Consider the following 16,939-nt stretch of genomic DNA (forward strand, 5'->3'; position numbering starts at 1 on the left):
TGCCGCGTCCGGCGAGGCTCGGCGGCCGCTGGATCACCCGCTGTCGATGGGGGCTAGCCTGAGTCGGGCAATCCGCCGGGGAGGGGAGCGAGATGCGCTTCGCGGAAACCGTCGAGATCAACGCCGACCTGGATCAGGTCTGGGCCGTGCAGATCGACGTGGAACGCTGGCCTGAGTGGACCCCGTCGGTCCGCGACGCCCGCCGGCTGGAGCCGGGGCCGTTCACGCTCGGCTCCACGGCCCGGCTGGCGCAGCCTAGGCTGCGGCCCGCCGTGTGGCGGGTCACCGAGATCGACCCGCCGCACGCCTTCGTCTGGGAGTCGGACAGCCCGGGCGTGCGCAGCCGCGGCGAGCACCGCTTGGCGCCACTGCCGGACGGGCGGATCCGGGCCGAGCTGGTCATGGTGCAGACCGGGCCGCTGGCGGGCCTGGTCGGGCTGCTGGCCGGCCGGACCATCCGCCGCTTTCTGCAGCAGGAGGCGGCGGGGCTCAAGCGCCGCTGCGAGCAGGGTTGACGGCGGCCGCCCACCGGGGCCGTTGGCGGCCGGCCAACCGCGGCCAGGTTCCGGACGCCGTGCGCACGGCCACGCCCAACGCCACGACGCACCCGGGCGCGTTCGCGCCAGGGTGCGACAGCTCCCGGTTGAACGCCGGCGGCTCGTCGCCCGCCCCGGCCCCGTCGAAGAGCAACGCGAGCGGCTGACGCCCGGGGGGAGGAACGGCCACGCCGTCTCCTCGCTCACGGTGAGTGACCCGGGCCAGCCGGCGAAGAACTTCTGGCGATATGCCTCTGCGGCATAAACATGCCGCAGAGGCATATCGCGCCGAAGTGATGGACCGGTCGGCACGTGCCGAGGGACCGGATCGCCACGGGACGTCCGCGGCCGGCCGGCCCGGAGGCCGAGTCAGGTGCGCGGGCCGGAGGGTGGGTCAGGTGCGCGGGCCGGAGGTGTCGAGCAGTTTCTCCAGCACGGCCAGGCGGTTGCCGTTCTCGTCGAGCCGGTGTGACACCACCCGGTAGCCGCGCCGGGCGTACAAGCTCAGGTTCTGCTCGCTCTGCGCGCCGGTGAAGAGCGCGAACCGGCCCACCCGGCCGGTGCAGGCGTCCTCCACGGCGGCGAGCAGCCGGCCGCCGACGCCCCGGCCCTGCTGGTCGGGGGCGACGGCGAGCCGGCCCACGTGCGCGGTGTCCCCGTCGACGCGGGCGCGTACCGAGCCGACGAGGCGGGCGCGGTGGCGGGCGGCCAGCACGATGGTCGGGCCGGCCAGGGCGGCGCGGACCTCGTCCAGGGTCTCGGTCAGCGGGGGCAGGAACGGGTCGGCGTAGCGCTGCGCCTCCACCAGGTAGGCGGCGCGCTGCACGGTGAGGATCTCGCCGGCGTCCGCGACTCCGGCCGGGGTGATGGTCACCTGATCGGTCACCCGGCAAGCCCACCACAACCCGCCCGGCCGGTGTCCGGCGGCCCACCCGCCCCGGCCGTACGCTGGCGGTGTCCCACCCGAGGAGGCGGCCGTGCCCGAGTTGACGTACGCCGAGGTGGGGGCGACCCGCGACGGGCGCCTGCCGGCCGGCTACCACCATCTGCGCCACCGGGTGCGGCTGCCGGACGGCGGCTTCCCGACCGCGGCGGACGCGGTGCTCGGCTGGCGGCTGCACCGCGCCGCCGGCGTGGTGATGCGCGCCGACGCGCCGCGCGCCGCACCGGGGGTACGGGTCACCCCGGGGCTCGGGGTGGGCCCGCTGCGGATCTGGGGCCCGACCGAGGTGGTCTGGGCCGTGGACGAGCCGGACCGCGCCGGTTTCGGCTACGGCACGCTGCCCGGGCATCCGGAGATCGGTGAGGAGGCGTTCCTGGTCACCCGCGACCGGGACGGGACCTGGTTCGAGGTGAGCGCGTTCAGCCGGCCGGCGCACTGGTACCTGCGGGCCGCCGGGCCGGTCCCCCGGGGTTTCCAGCGGGCGTACGCCTGGTGGCTGGGGCGGACGCTGCGCCGGCTGTGCGCCGGCCGGTGACGGGTCAGTAGCGGGCGAAGGAGCGGATCGGGGCGCGCGGGCCGTACTTCGGCGCCTGGATGCCGGCGGCCTCCAGCAGCAGGCAGACCCGGCCGCGGTGGCCCCGGAACGGCTCCAGCAGCGCCAGCATCCGGGTGTCGTCGCCGCGCGGTTCGCCGGCGAGCGCCCAGGCCACCGTGTTCGGCACGTGGTAGTCCCCGACGCTGACCGCGTCCGGGTCCCCGTACGCGATCCGGACCACCTCGGCGGCGGTCCACGCCCCGATGCCGGGGATGGCGGTGAGCCGGCGGCTGGCCTCGGTACTGTCCGCGCAGCCTTCCAGCCGGTCCGCGACGGCGGCCGCGCGACGCAGCGTGTCGGCGCGGCGCTGCTCCACCCCGAACGGGTGGAAGACCCAGTACGGGGTGGCGGCCACGGCTGCGGCGGTCGGGGGCAGCAGCAGCGGTTGCAGCGGCCCGGGCGCCGGCTCCCCGAAGTGCCGGACCGTCGCCGCGTACGCCCGGTAGGCCTCCTTGCCGGTGACCTTCTGCTCGAACACGGCCCGCAGCACCCGGGGGAAGACCAGCCCGGTGGCCGGCATCCGCAGCCCGTGGTGCTCCCGGGCCAGCCGGTGCACCAGCGGGTGGGCCGCCGCCAGCTCGGCGAACCCGGTCACGTCGTCGCGCAGCCCGGCGACCGCGTCGGCCCGGTCGACCACCCACTCGGCGCCCGGCCCGTACCCCTCGGCGACCAGGTCGCCGGCGGCGGGCCGCAACGCCAGGGTGGCCGGCCCGGCCGGGGTGCGGGTGGCCCACCAGAAGGTGCCGGCGGCGATCCGGGCGCACGGGTCGTACGGGCTGAAGGTGAGCCCGCGCACCGACGCGGCCAGCCGGTAGCCGGCCGGGGGGCGCAGCGTCCGGCGGGCGGCGGGGTCGGTCACCCCGTCACTCTGCCACGCCGGCGGTTGCCGGCCGCGCCCTCCCCGGCTGCGACCGGCCACCGTGTCCGGGTGCGGAGCTCAGTACGAGTAGTCCGAGCCGCCGCCTGACGAGGCGCCCGACGCGGGCGGCGCGACCGCCTTCGGGGTGCCCTTGGGCAGGCAGGTCAGGTTCTTCTTGCCGTTGGGGTCGACCACGAACCAGGTGCCGCCGACGCCCTGGCCCTTCCACTGGCCGGGCTTCTTGTCGCCGATGTAGCGGTAGACCGGCCAGCCCCCGATGGTGATCTGCCGGGTGCCGTCCTGGCGGGTGACCGTGCCGACCTTGTCGTCCGAGACGCCCTGCAGCTGCGGGTTGCCGTCGGTCAGCGCGGGCGGCCAGACCTGGGCGCACTTGTCCACGCAGTTGGACTGGGGCGGGTCGGCGGAGTCCTTGTCGAAGCGGTAGAGCACCCAGCCGCCCTGGTCGGTCACCACCTTACCCATCCGGGGCAGCTTCTTGCCGACCAACTGGTCGGTGAGCTGCACGTCGGCCTTGGGTGCCGCGGCCTGGTCGGCCTCCGGGGTTGCCGAGGCCTCCGGCTCGGCGCTCGCGGTGGGCTCGGCCGCCGCGACGGCGACCGGCTCGGCCGCGCCCGAGTTCGCCCCGTTGTAGCCCGCCGGGGCGCAGGCCGTTAGTGCGATCATCGCGCCCGCCACGATGACGGTCGTCCGCTTCACGTGTGCCACGTGCCCTCCTCATGCTTGGCAGTTCACCGGTTAGTACGGGCGGCGCGCTGTCAAGGTTGAAGAGCAAAGGGTGCTCCATTTCACAGTGGATCCGTTGAACCGTTCCGGCCGGCGGCGCGTGCTGGAGCGCATCGGGCCCACGCCGCCCGGGCACGCCGAACCGGCGCCGGGCGGTGTCGCTGCCCGGCGCCGGCATCCGGCGGTCAGAGATCGGCGATCGTCACCAGCGGGGTCGCCACGCCGTTGACGTCGACCGACTGCACCTGGATCTTCGCGATGTCGTCCCGGCCGGCCGAGGTGGACGCGCTCAGTTGCAGGGCCGGCTGGTTGGTGCTCGTGCCGTAGCCGCCCCCCGGCACCGACCAGGTGGAGACGGCCTCGCTGGTGTTGTTCTTCCGGACCACCACCAGCCGGCAGGTGCGCGGCCCGGGCAGCCGGGTGAGCTGGAAATCGATCCGCGTGCCGAAGTCCCGCTCGGTCAGCCACATGGTGGTGGTCACGCCGGTGCTCGGATCGACCGCGTTGTGCTTCTCGCCGTCCTGCTCGTTGCCGCCCACGTTCGGATCGTTCGGATCGGCCGGCACGCTGCTCGGCGGGGTCACCGCGACCGTCGCCGTCGGCTCCGCCAGCGGCGCCCCGGACCCGTTGTCGCCGAGGATGCCGGCGAAGCCGATCCCGGTCAGGCCGCCGACCACCACCACGGCCGCCGCCGCCACCAGGAGCTGCCGCATCCGGTTACGCCGGCGGTCCAGCCGCACGGCGTGCAGCGTGCGGTCCAGCAGCGCCGGATCGGTGTGGGTCTGCTCCAGCGCGGCCATGCTCTCGCCGTCGATGCCGGCGAGCAGCCCCACCACCGGGACCATCGTCTCCAACTCCGCCGCGCACGCCCAGCAGCTGGCGAGGTGCTCCTCGAACCGCTCCGCGTCCTGCGGGTCCAGCACGCCGAGCGCGTACGCCGCGACGTCCATGTGGTCAGCCCGGCTCATTCCGTCACCCCCCTCTCCTGCAGAGCCGTGCGCAGCGCGCGCAGCGCGTAGTAGACCCGCGACTTCGCGGTGCCGAGCGGCAGGCCCAGCTCCTCCGCGGCCTCGGGCACGGTGCGCCCCCGGAAGTACGTGGCCACCAGGATCTCCCGGTGCGACTGGCTCAGCGTACGCAGCGCGTCCGCCACGGTCATCGTGCGCAGCACCCGGTCGGTGCTGTCCGCCTCGGCGAACGCGGTCAGGTCCCGGTCGTACGTCTCGGCCGGCCGGGCCTGCTCGCTGCGATGCTCGTCGATGGCGATCCGGCGGGCCACCGTGACCAGCCACGGGCGCAGCGACCCCTGACCCTGGATGCCCAGCCGGTGCGCGTTGCGCCAGGCGCGCAGCAGGGTCTCCTGCACGATGTCCTCGGCGCGCTGCCGGTCCCCGCCGGTCAGCCGCATCACGAACATCAGCAGCGGCCCGGCGTGCTCGGCGTACAACAGCCGGATCAGCTGGTCGGAATGACTGGCCTCAGTGGAGGTCGCCTGGTGGCGCCCGGGCGCCGGTCGCGGCGTCACCGGGTCATTCTGGCCATCCGTGGGCCGCGCGTCGACCCCCCGGCCGGACCTCGACGCGCGCGACTGGGGCTGCGCCCGGGCGAACATCCACTGGGGCGTCGCCACGTCGCCGTGCCATCCGGCCGCCACCGCATGCATGCAGACCTCCGGTGTCCACTGACATCAGCCGGCCCCCCACGGGCATGGCCGCCCGGTGGTACGCACCGCCGCGCCGAGCGGATCAACGACGCACGGAAAAAATTCCGGGCGGCGGCGGGGTGGAGTCGGTGGCGTCCGCGTCCCGGACCACCGGCGCGCCCCCGGCGAACCGGTCCAGCTCCGCACCGGCCAGCACCCGGCCGGGAAACCAGTCGCCGGCCGCCCGCCGGGTCAGCTCCGGCACGGGGGGCGCGACCCGTGACGCCACCAGCACCAGGTTGCCGTACCGCCGGCCGCGCAGCACCGCCGCGTCGCCGACCAGGCAGGCCTCGGGAAGCACGGTACGCACCGTGGCGACCTGGGCGCGGGCGTGCCGCAGCGGCGGGCCGTCGGCGATGTTGGCCAGGTAGCTGCCGCCGGGCCGGAGCACCCGGGCCACCTCGGCGGCGTACTCGGCCGAGGTCAGGTGCGCCGGGGTGCGGGCGCCGGCGAAGACGTCGGCGACCACCAGGTCGTAGCTGGCCTCCCGGGTGGCGGTGAGGGTGGCCCGGGCGTCGGCCACCCGTACCCGCAGCCGGGGGTCGGCCGGCCAGGGCAGCACCCGGCGGACCAGCTCCACCAGCGCGCCGTCCACCTCGGACACCCGTTGCGTCGAGCCGGGACGGGTGGCCTGGACGTACCGGGGCAGGGTGAGCGCGCCGCCGCCCAGGTGCAGCACGCGCAGCGCCGCCCCGGCCGGGGCGACCAGGTCGATCGCGGCGGCCAGCCGCCGGACGTACTCGAACTCCAGGTGGGTCGGGTCGGTGAGGTCCACGTGCGACTGCGGCGCGCCGTCGAGCAGCAGCGTCCACGAGCCCGGCCGGTCCGGATCCGGCACCAGTTCGGCCTGGCCGGTGTCCACCGGCTCGACCACCCGGTCGGCGCCACGGCGGCGGCCCATCAGCGCCGGACCCCCCGGGCCGCCGCGGTGAGCACCCGGTGCAGCAGGCGGGCGTCGCCGAGCATCGAGCGCAGCCGGCGCTCCAGGCCGGCGATGGGGATCAGGTTCTGCGGGGCCCGCGGGTCCTTGTACGGGGTGGAGGCGAACCGGGGCAGGGTGACCAGCGACAGGTCGGCCAGCTCGATCGCCTCCGCCTCGGTCAGCTCGGTGGAGCACTCCACCCGGACGATCCCCGCCCAGGGCGCCCCACCCGAGCCGGGCAGCCGCAGATACCAGGAGTAGCCGCCCCACGCGGTGCCCAGCCGGAACACCGGACAGCGCTGACCCGGGGCCAGGCCGGTGACCACGGCGTTGAGCCGGGCGTCCAGGTACTGGCTGTGCTGGGTCTTCACGTAGCCCAGCGTGCGCGGCAACTGCCGGCGGCTGCGCAGCGGACCGTCCACCACGAGCAGGTCACCGTCGGCCCGGGCGGCGTCCGAGACCGCCACCTCCAGCGCGGTCAGCGGCGCCTGCACGGCGGCCGGCAGCTTGCTCAGCTCGCCGGTGCCGCCGACCCGGTGCACCGGGTAGTGGATCCGCCCGGCCACCACGTCCTGCGCGGACGGGCTGGCGGTGAACAGGCCCCGGCCGACCCGCGCCCCGGCCAGGTCCGCCGCGCCGCGCTCCAGGTCGCAGCGGACCACGCCGGCCGCGTACGAGGCGGCGATGCCCGGGAAGGAACCGCCGTCCTCCTCGGCCGTCCAGACGCTGGCGTCGATCCGGCGCACCCCGTCGACCAGCAGCACCACGTGCGGGGCGGCCACGTCCCGCCGGGCGTCGATGGCCCGCCAGTCGGCGGCCGGCACCTCGACGTCGGCGTCGACCTGGGCGCTGCTGGGCGCCGCCGGCCCGCCCGCGCCGGCCGCCTCGAACGAGGTCCCGTACGCCGGGTCCCACGCGTCGACGAAGAACCGGGCCTCCGGCCCGGACGGTCGCGTCACCCGGCGCTCCTCATGGTGCCCGCCTTCCGTCCGGTATCGCGGCCGCGCCGCCCGCTCACCGGCCGGTCCGTTCGACCCGGGCGGTGCGGGCGTCCTTGCGGACCTCGAAGCGGACCGGGATCCGTTCGGCGAGGGCCGGCACGTGGGTGACCACGCCGACCATCCGGTCGCCCCGGGCGGCCAGATTCTCCAGCGTGGCCGCCACGGTGTCCAGGGTGGCCGCGTCGAGGGTGCCGAAGCCCTCGTCGAGGACGATCGACTCCAGGCTCGCCGCCGTGGTGGACATCCCGGCGAGCTGCTCGGACAGCGCCAGGGCCAGCGCCAGCGAGGCCTGGAACGTCTCTCCGCCGGAGAGGGTGCGGACGCCCCGGCGCAGCCCGGCGTCGTGGTGGTCGACGACGAAGAACTCGCCCTTGTCGTGCACCAGGTCGTACTGGCCGCCGGAGAGTTCCCGCAGGATCCCCGATGCCCCGTCGACCAGCAGGTCCAGCGCCTCGGCCAGCAACCAGCGCTCGAAGTTGTTGGCCCGCAGGTGCCCCGCGAGGGCCCGGGCCACCCGGGCCTCCCGCTCGTGCCCGGCCCGCTGCTCCCGCAGCTCGGCGGCCTGTTCCCGGCGTTCCGCCAGCCGGCGCAGCTCCGCCTCGGCCCGCTCCACCGCCACCGCGGCGTCGCGCCGCGGGTCGTCCGCCCCGTCCAGGCCGGCGGCGGTGAACAACCCGGCGATCCGGGTCTCCACCTCGCCCGCCGCCGCCCGCGCGGCGGCAACCGCCCCGACCAGCCCTTCCCGCTCGCCCCGCCGCCGCTCGGCCTGCTCGCCGGCCCAGCCGGCCAGGGCGGTCCAGGCGGCGGCGACGTCGTCCCGGTCGGTGGCCGGGGGGCCGAGCCGGGCCAGTCCGTCCCGGGTGGCGTCGAAGTCCCGCCAGGCGCGGCGCAGCCGCTCCTCCGCCCCGTCCAGCGCGCCCCGGGCCCGGCGTGCGGCGTCCCGGCCGGCCCGCACCGCGCCGGCCGCCTCCTCCAGGGCGCGGCGCAACCGGGCGTGCTCGGCCAGCGCCGCCCGCAGCGTCTCCGCGGTGGCCGCCCCGGCGAGCTGCCCGTCCAGCTCGGTCAGCCGGGCCTGGAGCTGGTCGTGCTCGGTGCGGGCGCGCAGCAGCACCCGGTCCAGCTCGCGGGCGGCGGTGTCGCGCTCCTGCACCACCCGCTTCGCCGCGTCGCTGGCCGCCCGGGCCGCCTTGCCGGCCGCGATCGCCCGGGTCACCGCCGAGCCCCGCGGCACCGCCGGCACCCGGGGGACCACCTGCTCGCAGACCGGGCAGGCGGCGCCGTCGACCAGGTGCGCCCGCAGCGCCACCGCCTGGTCGGTGGCCTTGGCCTCCTCGTGCGCCCGGAACGCCGCCTCCAGCTCGACCTCGGCCCGCTCCGCGGCCGCCCGCGCCTCGGCCAGCGCCGCGGCCGCCCGGTCGTGCTCGACCTGCGCGGCGTCGACCGCCGCGCGGACGGTGCTCAGCTCACCGGTCAGCTTCTCCCGGTCGGTGTGCGCCTTGAGCAGCAGCCGCAGCGCGCTCTCGTCGCCGGCCCCGGCCAGCTCGCCGCGCAGCTTCTCCTCCCGCTCCTCGGCGAGACCGACCGCCGTCGCGGCCTCGTCGGCCGCGGCGCGCGCGGCGGCCACCGCCCGGGCCAGCTCGGCGATCCCGTCCGGCGGCCGGACCCCGGCCAGCACGGTCAGCTCGGCGTCGAGCGCCGCGAGCGCCGCCGCCCGCTCGCCCGCCGTGGCCCGGGCCTGCTCCAGCTCCGGTACGGCCGCCGCGACCGCCCCGGCCAGCTCCCGCATCCGGGTGACCCGCTGCCCGGCGTCGGCCAGGGCCGCGTCGTCGACGTCGGCGAGCCCGCCGAGCATCTTGTCGACCGCCGCCAGCTTCGCCTCGGCCTGCCCGGCGCGTTCGGTGGCCCGCTTCTGCACGTCCTCGTAGATGCCGAGTCCGAGCAGGTTGACCAGGATCTGCTGCCGGGTGGCCGGCTTGGCGTGCAGGAAGTCGGCGAACTGGCCCTGCGGCAGCACCACGCAGCTGGTGAACTGCTCGTACGGCAGCCCGACCGCCTCCAGCACGGCCCGCTCCATCTCGGCCGGCGTGCCGGCCACCACCTCGCCGAGGTCCTCCGGGCTGAGCCCGGTGTCGAGCTTGGTGACGTCGAACCCGGGCGGCATGAGCTGGAGCCCCGCGTTGGCGGTCTTCACCGCGCCCCGGCCGTCGCGCCGGACCACCCGGGTGGCCACGTACCGGTCGTTGGCGGACTCGAAGACCAGCCGCACCCGGGCCTCGGTGGCCGACGGCGCGAGGGCGTTGGCCAGACCCCGGGCGCCGCCCCAGCGGGGCACGGTGCCGTACAGGGCGAAGCAGATCGCGTCGAGCACCGTGGACTTGCCGGAGCCGGTAGGCCCGACCAGGGCGAAGAAGTCCGCGTCGGTGAAGTCGACGGTGGTCTCCTCGCGGAAGACGGTGAAGCCCGCCATGTCCAGCCGGATCGGCCGCATCAGTGCTCCACCTCCTCGAGCAGCTCGTCGAAGAGCTCCTGGACGCCGTCGTCGGCGTGCCCCCGGCTGCCGAGGTAGTCGGCGAAGAGCTGGCTCGGGGAACGCCCGGCCCGCTGGGCGGTGCGGGTGCCGCTGCCGGGGGCGGGCACCAGCTCCGGGTCGATCCGGATCTCCAGGGCCCGGGGGAGCAGCTCCTGCACCTCCTCGCGCAGCCCGGCCCGGGGCTGCTCCCGGACGTAGACCCGCAGCCAGCCGTCCGGGACGTCGATCTCGGCGAGCTGGGCGAGGGTGCCGCGGACCGTACGCAGCGGGACCGCGCCGGGGACCGGCACCTCCCGGATCTGCGCGGCGGTCGTGGCGGTCACCTCGACGACCGTTACCGAGCCGACGTTCTCCTGCTCGCCGAAGTCGATCGCCAGCGGGCTGCCGCTGTAGCGGATCGGGCAGGGGCCGATCACCCGCTGCGAGCGGTGCAGGTGGCCCAGCGCCACGTAGTGCGCGGTGCCCGGGAAGACAGTCGCCGGCACCGCGTAGCCGAGGACGGTGTGCGCGTCCCGCTCGCCGCCGCCGGTGCTCGCGCCGACCACGGTCAGGTGGGCGGTGATCAGGTGCACCCGGTCCGGCTCGTCGAAGCCCTCGGCGAGCCGGTCGAGGACCCGGCCCAGGTGGTCGGCGTAGGTCTGGTTGGCCTCGGCGGCGGTCAGCTCGTACATCTCGACGGCTCGCACCGCGTAGCGCTGGGAGAGGAAGGGCAGCGCGGCCAGCCGCCAGCGCTCCCCGTCCCGGGTGACGCCGTCGATGACGTGCTCGGCGGGGCTGTCGCGGACGCTGCCGCGCAGGGTGATGCCGGCCGCCTCGGCCCAGGGGCGCAGCGCGTCCAGCGCCGGGCCGTTGTCGTGGTTGCCGCCGATCGCCACCACGTCGGCCCCGGTCCGCCGCAGCGCGGTCAGCGCCCGGGTGACCAGGCGGGTCGCCTCCGGGGAGGGGGCGGCGGTGTCGTACAGGTCGCCGGCGACGATGACCAGGTCGGGCCGCTCGGCGTGGGCGATCTCGATGACCTGGGCGAGCACCTGCTTGTGCTCGTCGGCCCGGGACTGCCCCTTGAGCACCTTGCCGACGTGCCAGTCGGAGGTGTGCAGGATCTTCATGCTCGGCTCACCTCAGAACGGGATGTCGTCGTCGGCGGTGCCGGAGCCCACCACCGCGAACGGGTCGGCCGCCTGGGTGATCGAGCGCAGCGTCTCCGACGGCGCCCGGCCGGCCTCGGAGACCCGGGTGGCCCAGGCCGGGAAGGGGAACTCCAGGCAGAGCGGCACCGGGATGTCCGGCTGGTTGACGAACATGGTGCCCGGCTTGGCCAGCAGGGCGCGCTGGCGCTGGGCGGGCGGGAGGAAGCCGTATTCCGGGCGGGACGCCTCGGCGGGGTCGAGCCGGCCGACCACCCGGATCGCCGAGTTGGTCACGATCCGCCGCTCCACCTCGCTGGCGGTCTGCTGCGCGCCGACCAGGATCACCCCGAGCGAGCGGCCCCGCTCGGCGATGTCGAGCAGCACCTCCTTGATCGGGGAGGAGCCCTCGCGGGGGGCGTACTTGTTCAGCTCGTCGAGGACGACGAAGAGCAGCGGCTTGGCGGTGCCGGCCTTCTCCTTGCGCTCGAACTCGCTCTTGAGCGTCACGCCGACCACGAACCGCTGCGCCCGGTCCGGGAGGTTGTGCAGGTCGACCACGGTGACCTGGGCGCTCTCCGCGGTGTTGATGCTGTGCGGGCGGCGGGTGGCCAGGTCACCCCGGATCAGCCGGCCCAGGTCCTTCTTGCTGCCGATCAGCCGGCGGGCGAACGCGTTGACCGTGCCGAGGCCGACCGCGCTGCCGGCCCAGTCGCCGCGGGTCTCGTCGTCGTTGAGCTGCTCGACGATGTGGTCGACCAGATCGGCGTAGGAGCCGAGCCGGACCCCGTCGATGCTCACCCCGCCGTCGGCGGGCTGGGCGTAGCGGGCCAGGTGGGCGGCGACCGAGTGGACCACCATCGTGTACTGCTGCCGCTCGTCGTCGGCGTCGGCGAAGACGTACGGCAGCAGCCGGTCGGCGCAGAACTCGCTCAGCGTCCAGTAGAAGCTGTCCACGCCGGTGAGCCGGCTGCTCACGTCCGGCGTGCCGGAGGAGTCGCCGACCCGGGGCGGGGCGTACACCCGCACGTCCGGGAACGCGCCGGCGTCCAGGCCCAGCTTCGCGTAGGCCGCCCGGGTCGGGTCGTCGAGCCGGGTGTTGGGGTGGTCGAGGAAGAGCAGGTCCTCGCCCTTGACGTTGAAGATCAGCGCCTTGGCGTTGACCGCGTCGCCGCCCAGCACGCCGGAGCGGAAGACCGAGTAGAGCAGGAAGGTGGCGAAGCTGGTCTTGGTGGCCACCCCGGAGATGCCGGAGATGGAGATGTGCGCGCCCCGGGTGCCGTCGAGGAAGTCGGCGTTGAGGTAGACCGGCACGCCGTCGCGCCCCATCCCCATCGGGATGCGCCGTTCCATCCGGTCGAAGTGCAGGGCCCGGGCCCGGGCGTCGCCCTCGGCCCGGTGCACCACCGCCCCAGGGGTGGGCGGCACGTAGAACTCGGGGTCGACCCGGGTGGTGGTGACCTCGGCGGCCTCCTGCACCTGGGCCGGCAGGGTGCCGTCGGCGATGGCGAAGACGTCGGAGTCGAACTGGGCGCCCTCGTGCCGGGCCCGCACCTGGGTGACCACCCCGGCGATCGTCACCGGCTCCCGGTCGGGCAGCTCGCGGCGGGTGACCACCACGTCGTCGAGTTGCAGGTAGCTGCCGGGGGCGACGGCCGTCCAGAAGGTGAGCGGGGTGGCGTCGGCGGTGCCGAGCACCCGGCCGACCCCGTCGCCGGGGCCATCGAGCAGGTCGTCGGTCATCGGCGGACTCCGGTCGGCTGGTCGTCTCGGTGGCGGGGCACGTGGTGCATCCTGCCCGAGGGATGCGACAGGTTGCCACGCGACGCGGCGGAGGCCACGCCGCGACTCCGTGACGCCTGCGCTGCGCCGCCCCGCGCTGACTCTGCGTACCGGCCGGCTCCGCCGTTCCGGCACCGCCGGACCCCGGTCCGCGAGATCCTGCAAGTGCCCGGAGGAGCGACGGCGCGAGGAGCGGCGGTGGAGGTGACCCGTAGCCGGTTGGGCATGCTGCTGCTCCTCGCCGCCGTGCCGCCGCTGCTCCAGGAGGCGGCGCTGGTGACCATCGGGTTCAACGGCGCGCGCGGCCTCGCGCCCCAGGTCACCGCGGTCTGGCCGTACGACTCGTTCCACGACCTGCGCTGGTTGCTGGTCTACCACAACTCGTGGTCGGCGTTCCTGCTCGGGCTGCTCGTGCTGGTCGTCCTGCGGGGGCTGATGTCGGCCGCGCTGACCGCGCTGGCCTGGCCGGCGCACGTGCCCCGCCCCACGTTCGGCTGGCTGCTGCGGCGGAACATCGAGGTCGCCGCGCTCGCCCTGGTGATCATCTCGCCGTGGGCCGCGATCTCGGTCGCCTTCGCGGCCGTGGCGCTCTCGCTCTACCTGTTCGCCTCGCTGGCGCCGATGCTGGTGCTCGCCCCGTTCCTGCAACGCGCCGGGGTGGTCGGCGCCTGGTGGCGCGGCCTGCCCACGATCGAACTGGCCGGCTGGACGATGCTCAACTTCGCGGTGCTCACCGTCGCCGGCGCGGTGATCACCAGCGTGCCGGGCTGGTGGGGGGTCGTCGTGGCCGGGCTCGCCGGGCTGGTCAACGGCCTGCTCTGGCGGCGCACCGTGGCGGCGGCCGTGGTGCCCGCCCGGGTCCGCTGGGCCCGGGCGCCGGTCGCCCCGGTGGCGATCGTGCTCACCATGGCCGCCGCGGTGGGCGCCCAGTCGGTGGTCGCCACGGTGACCGGTCCGCCGGAGGAGTGGGCGCCCCCGGTGGTCACCGAGCGGCTGCCCGACCGGGTGCCGCACGCCGTCATCGCGATCGCCGGGCACGACTCGCACTGGACCGGCCGGGAGCCGGTCGACCCGCGGGTGGAGCGCTTCTCGTACGCCGGCCTCGACGCGCGGGGCCGGCCCCGGCCGTACCAGCCGCAGGACACCCACCGGTCGCTGGACACCAGCGCGGTCCTGCTCGCCGCGCAGGTCGACGCGCTGCACCGGCGCACCGGCCGGCCGGTGGGCCTGCTCGGCTTCAGCGAGGGCGCCATGGTGGCCCGGACCTACCTGGACAAGTGGCCGAAGCCGTCCCCGGTGGAGGCGGCGATCCTGATCAGCCCGCTCGTCCAGCCCGGCCGCGCCTACTATCCGCCGCCGGGCTACAGCGGTTGGGGCGTGGCGGCCGGCTGGGAGCTGCGCGGGATCTTCTGGCTGGCCAATCTCGGGCGGGAGGTGAAGGACGATCCGGACGAGCCGTTCGTCCGGTCGATCCTGGTGAACGCCCCCTTCTACCGCAACCGGACGCTCTGCCCGGTGGCCGGGGTGCGGACGGTCGCCTTCCTGCCCACGGTCAGCGCGGCCGAGGCGCCGCCCGGGGAGTACAGCCAGGTCCCGGTCTTCCAACTGCCCGCGTTCCACGGCGGGATCATCGGCCGGCAGGTCGCCGAGGACCGGGTGATCGACTTCCTCGCCGGCGACCAGGTCGACGCGCCCCGGCGGGAGTACCGCCTGCTCCAACGGCTCGGCGCCGCCTGGCAGGCGCCGCCGCTGCCGCTGATGCTCAACCCGGTGTGGGCCGCCGGCCGGGAGGGCGACCCGGCGTTCAGCGGCCGGATCTGCCAGCCGCGCTGACCGCCGCCGGCCGCCGGGACGCGGGACTCACCGGCCGCCCGGGGCGGCGCGGCGGTGGCGCAGCAGCAGCCGGATCGCCGCGGCGTTGACCGTGGCCACCAGCGCCGCCCGGAGCGGCGCGTACGGCAGCATGAGCAGGTCCAGGACGATCGCCAGGGTGGCGCAGCCGATGGCCGTGCCGGCCGTGCCGCGCCGGCCGGTGAGGGTGAGCAGCCCGGCCAGCGCGACCAGCGTGCCGATCGCCAGGTCCAGCCAGGCCCAGGCGGCGATGTCGAGCTGGTGGACGCCGCTACGGGTCAGCACCAGGAACGGCGCGGCGGTGGTGTTGGCGTAGGCCGCCAGCATGTCGACCAGTCCCGAGCCCACCAGCAGGCCGGCGGCGAGCAGCGGCCGACCGTTCCCGGCCGGGCCGGCACCCGGATGACGCATTCCCCGAGGTTACGGGTCTGAGGGCTGACCGGGTGGCGGTTCGGCGAGCCGCCGCCGGCAGCGCGGCCCGGTCGCGCCGCGGTCAACCGGCCGGAAAATCCGCGCACAAATCTGGCCGGAGGGCGTGACAGACAAGGGCGGGGTGCGGCAAGAATGTGCTTCAACGCATCGAGGATCTTTCCTCCATCGATCCCTGGTGCGCCGCCGTGCCTGGTCAACCCCGCCGGGCCCGGCTGATCCGCCGCGCCCAGAGGCAGGCGGATCGCGCCGTCGGTACCCCCCCGATCGGCAGTCCGAACGAAGGTAGGAGCTTCATGCGTCGTACCACCCTCATCGGCGGGCTGGCCACCGCCGCGCTGCTGGCGGCCGCCGGCGGCCTCCCCGCCACGGCCTCCGCCGCCCCCGTGTCCACCGACGCGTTCACCCGCGCGGTGGCACAACTCAAGGCCCACTCCGGCAGCGCGCTCGTCGCCGACGGCCAGACGTTCACCCTCCGGAACATCACCACCGACGCCGACGGCACGGAGCACGTCCGGCTCAACCGCTACGCCGACGGCCTGCCGGTCCTGGGCGGCGACACCGTGGTGCACCTGGGCCGGGGCAACACCTGGCGGGGCGCCGACCAGAACCTCGCCGCCGCCCCCCGGCGGGGGGTCAAGGCCCGGGTCGGCGCGGCCGCCGCCGGCCGCGCCGCGCTCGCCGTCTCCACCGCCGCGACCCGCCGGGTCGACGGCAGCCAACTCGTGTACGACGCCGACACCACCGGCACCGCCCTCGCCTACGAGGTCGTGGTGGGTGGCGCGTACGCCGACGGCACGCCGAGCGAGCTGCACGTGCTGGTCGACGCCGGCACCGGCGCGGTCCGCGACTCGTGGGAGGGCGTGCAGCGCGAGGGCACCGGCAACACCTTCCACTCCGGCACGGTCACCGTGGGCAGCACCCTCTCCGGCAGCACCTACCAGCTCACCGACGCGAGCCGGGGCGGGCACCGGACGTACGACCTCAACGGTGGCACCAGCGGCACCGGCACGCTGGTCGCCAGCGCCTCGAACGTGTTCGGTGACGGCACCCTGGCCAACCGGCAGACCGCCGCCGCGGACGCCGCCTACGGCGCCCAGGTGACCTGGGACTACTACAAGAACGTGCACGGCCGCACCGGCATCCGCAACGACGGCGTCGCCGCGTACAGCCGGGTGCACTACAGCAGCAACTACGCCAACGCGTTCTGGCAGGACTCCTGCTTCTGCATGACCTACGGTGACGGCGGCTCCGGCTGGTACCCGCTGACGTCGCTGGACGTGGCCGGGCACGAGATGAGCCACGGCGTCACCAGCAACACCGCCGGCCTGCGCTACAGCGGCGAGTCGGGCGGTCTCAACGAGGCCACCAGTGACATCTTCGGCACCCTGGTCGAGTTCTCCGCCAACAACGCCAAGGACCCGGGGGACTACCTGATCGGCGAGAAGCTGCGCAGCAGCGGCGCGCCGCTGCGGTACCTGGACAAGCCCTCCAAGGACGGCGCCTCCGCCGACTGCTGGAGCAGCTCCGTGGGCCGGCTGGACGTGCACTACTCCTCCGGCGTGGCGAACCACTTCTTCTACCTGCTCGCCGTGGGCAGCGGCTCCTCCTCGTACGGCAACAGCCCGACCTGCAACGGCAGCACGGTGACCGGCATCGGCAACGCCAAGGCCGGCGCCATCTGGTACCGCGCGCTCACCCGCTACATGACCTCGCGGACCAACTACGCCGGCGCCCGCACCGCCACCCTGTCGGCCGCCGCCGACCTGTACGGCAGCACCAGCACCGAGTACCGGACCGTGGCCGCCGCCTGGTCGGCCGTCTCGGTCAACTGATCCGCCCGGCCCGGCGTCGGCGGCCTCCTCCCCGTCGGCGCCGGCCGGACGCGACCCGCCACGGCGGGCGCGGGCACGCCACCTCG

General features: G+C 75.4%; 15 protein-coding genes. 4 read left to right on the forward strand and 11 right to left on the reverse strand.

Going from position 1 to position 16,939, the window contains the following annotated elements; translation table 11 throughout:
• Window positions 1-92 precede the first annotated feature (92 nt).
• Complete coding sequence (locus tag ACIBPB_RS21175) at window positions 93-515, forward strand: SRPBCC family protein (protein WP_396841241.1); 423 nt, start codon at window positions 93-95, stop codon at window positions 513-515.
• 415 nt (window positions 516-930) lie between these two features.
• On the opposite strand, the gene ACIBPB_RS21180 is transcribed toward ACIBPB_RS21175, so the two are convergent.
• The gene (locus ACIBPB_RS21180) at window positions 931-1,422 is read right to left on the reverse strand and encodes a GNAT family N-acetyltransferase (protein ID WP_396841242.1); all 492 of its coding nucleotides are present in this window, start codon (window positions 1,420-1,422) and stop codon (window positions 931-933) included.
• Window positions 1,423-1,513: 91 nt separating this feature from the next.
• Here ACIBPB_RS21180 and ACIBPB_RS21185 point away from each other — a divergent pair, with 91 nt between their 5' ends.
• Window positions 1,514-2,014 (forward strand): DUF1990 family protein, encoded by a 501-nt coding sequence (locus tag ACIBPB_RS21185; RefSeq protein WP_396841243.1) that lies wholly within the window; start codon window positions 1,514-1,516, stop codon window positions 2,012-2,014.
• 4 nt (window positions 2,015-2,018) lie between these two features.
• On the opposite strand, the gene ACIBPB_RS21190 is transcribed toward ACIBPB_RS21185, so the two are convergent.
• From ACIBPB_RS21190 to ACIBPB_RS21230, 9 genes are all read right to left on the reverse strand, one after another.
• Window positions 2,019-2,933, reverse strand: a complete 915-nt coding sequence (locus ACIBPB_RS21190; RefSeq protein WP_396841244.1) for a DNA-3-methyladenine glycosylase family protein — start codon at window positions 2,931-2,933, stop codon at window positions 2,019-2,021.
• Between the two features lie 78 nt (window positions 2,934-3,011).
• Window positions 3,012-3,659 carry a hypothetical protein gene (locus ACIBPB_RS21195; protein WP_396841245.1) on the reverse strand — a complete coding sequence of 216 codons (648 nt, stop codon included), beginning with the start codon at window positions 3,657-3,659 and terminating at the stop codon, window positions 3,012-3,014.
• 203 nt (window positions 3,660-3,862) lie between these two features.
• Window positions 3,863-4,645 carry an anti-sigma factor family protein gene (locus ACIBPB_RS21200; RefSeq protein WP_396841246.1) on the reverse strand — a complete coding sequence of 261 codons (783 nt, stop codon included), beginning with the start codon at window positions 4,643-4,645 and terminating at the stop codon, window positions 3,863-3,865.
• Window positions 4,642-5,340, reverse strand: coding sequence for a sigma-70 family RNA polymerase sigma factor (locus tag ACIBPB_RS21205; protein ID WP_357314582.1), 699 nt, complete (start codon window positions 5,338-5,340; stop codon window positions 4,642-4,644). The genes ACIBPB_RS21200 and ACIBPB_RS21205 overlap by 4 nt, the downstream gene beginning before the upstream one ends.
• 82 nt (window positions 5,341-5,422) lie before the next feature.
• Complete coding sequence (locus ACIBPB_RS21210; RefSeq protein WP_396841247.1) at window positions 5,423-6,280, reverse strand: spermidine synthase; 858 nt, start codon at window positions 6,278-6,280, stop codon at window positions 5,423-5,425.
• Complete coding sequence (locus ACIBPB_RS21215; protein WP_396841248.1) at window positions 6,280-7,260, reverse strand: hypothetical protein; 981 nt, start codon at window positions 7,258-7,260, stop codon at window positions 6,280-6,282. Before ACIBPB_RS21215 ends, ACIBPB_RS21210 begins: the two co-directional genes overlap by 1 nt.
• A gap of 55 nt (window positions 7,261-7,315) precedes the next feature.
• Window positions 7,316-9,790: an AAA family ATPase gene (locus ACIBPB_RS21220; protein WP_396841249.1), complete on the reverse strand. Its 2,475-nt coding sequence runs from the start codon at window positions 9,788-9,790 to the stop codon at window positions 7,316-7,318.
• Window positions 9,790-10,938, reverse strand: coding sequence for an exonuclease SbcCD subunit D (locus tag ACIBPB_RS21225; protein WP_396841250.1), 1,149 nt, complete (start codon window positions 10,936-10,938; stop codon window positions 9,790-9,792). Before ACIBPB_RS21225 ends, ACIBPB_RS21220 begins: the two co-directional genes overlap by 1 nt.
• A 12-nt stretch (window positions 10,939-10,950) precedes the next feature.
• A complete protein-coding gene (locus ACIBPB_RS21230; RefSeq protein WP_396841251.1) occupies window positions 10,951-12,699 on the reverse strand; it encodes an ATP-binding protein in 1,749 nt (582 codons plus the stop codon).
• A 264-nt stretch (window positions 12,700-12,963) separates the two neighbouring features.
• Between ACIBPB_RS21230 and ACIBPB_RS21235 the strand changes: the two genes are divergently transcribed.
• The gene (locus ACIBPB_RS21235; protein ID WP_396841280.1) at window positions 12,964-14,571 is read left to right on the forward strand and encodes a hypothetical protein; all 1,608 of its coding nucleotides are present in this window, start codon (window positions 12,964-12,966) and stop codon (window positions 14,569-14,571) included.
• A 27-nt stretch (window positions 14,572-14,598) separates the two neighbouring features.
• Here ACIBPB_RS21235 and ACIBPB_RS21240 read toward each other — a convergent pair whose 3' ends face one another.
• Complete coding sequence (locus ACIBPB_RS21240) at window positions 14,599-15,000, reverse strand: hypothetical protein (protein ID WP_396841252.1); 402 nt, start codon at window positions 14,998-15,000, stop codon at window positions 14,599-14,601.
• A gap of 314 nt (window positions 15,001-15,314) precedes the next feature.
• On the opposite strand from ACIBPB_RS21240, the gene ACIBPB_RS21245 reads away from it, so the two are divergent.
• A complete protein-coding gene (locus ACIBPB_RS21245) occupies window positions 15,315-16,853 on the forward strand; it encodes a M4 family metallopeptidase (RefSeq protein WP_396841253.1) in 1,539 nt (512 codons plus the stop codon).
• Window positions 16,854-16,939: the final 86 nt, after the last annotated feature.

The sequence above is a fragment of the Micromonospora sp. NPDC049836 genome (genome assembly GCF_044465125.1).
Lineage (GTDB): Bacteria > Actinomycetota > Actinomycetes > Mycobacteriales > Micromonosporaceae > Micromonospora.

Coding starts and splice junctions, on each gene's coding strand:
- ACIBPB_RS21220 (WP_396841249.1), bottom strand. CDS start 9,790: ATGCGGCCGATCCGGCTGGACATGGCGGGCTTCACCGTCTTCCGCGAG.
- ACIBPB_RS21210 (WP_396841247.1), bottom strand. CDS start 6,280: ATGGGCCGCCGCCGTGGCGCCGACCGGGTGGTCGAGCCGGTGGACACC.
- ACIBPB_RS21225 (WP_396841250.1), bottom strand. CDS start 10,938: ATGAAGATCCTGCACACCTCCGACTGGCACGTCGGCAAGGTGCTCAAG.
- ACIBPB_RS21200 (WP_396841246.1), bottom strand. CDS start 4,645: ATGAGCCGGGCTGACCACATGGACGTCGCGGCGTACGCGCTCGGCGTG.
- ACIBPB_RS21205 (WP_357314582.1), bottom strand. CDS start 5,340: ATGCATGCGGTGGCGGCCGGATGGCACGGCGACGTGGCGACGCCCCAG.
- ACIBPB_RS21240 (WP_396841252.1), bottom strand. CDS start 15,000: ATGCGTCATCCGGGTGCCGGCCCGGCCGGGAACGGTCGGCCGCTGCTC.
- ACIBPB_RS21230 (WP_396841251.1), bottom strand. CDS start 12,699: ATGACCGACGACCTGCTCGATGGCCCCGGCGACGGGGTCGGCCGGGTG.
- ACIBPB_RS21175 (WP_396841241.1), top strand. CDS start 93: ATGCGCTTCGCGGAAACCGTCGAGATCAACGCCGACCTGGATCAGGTC.
- ACIBPB_RS21245 (WP_396841253.1), top strand. CDS start 15,315: ATGCGTCGTACCACCCTCATCGGCGGGCTGGCCACCGCCGCGCTGCTG.
- ACIBPB_RS21235 (WP_396841280.1), top strand. CDS start 12,964: ATGCTGCTGCTCCTCGCCGCCGTGCCGCCGCTGCTCCAGGAGGCGGCG.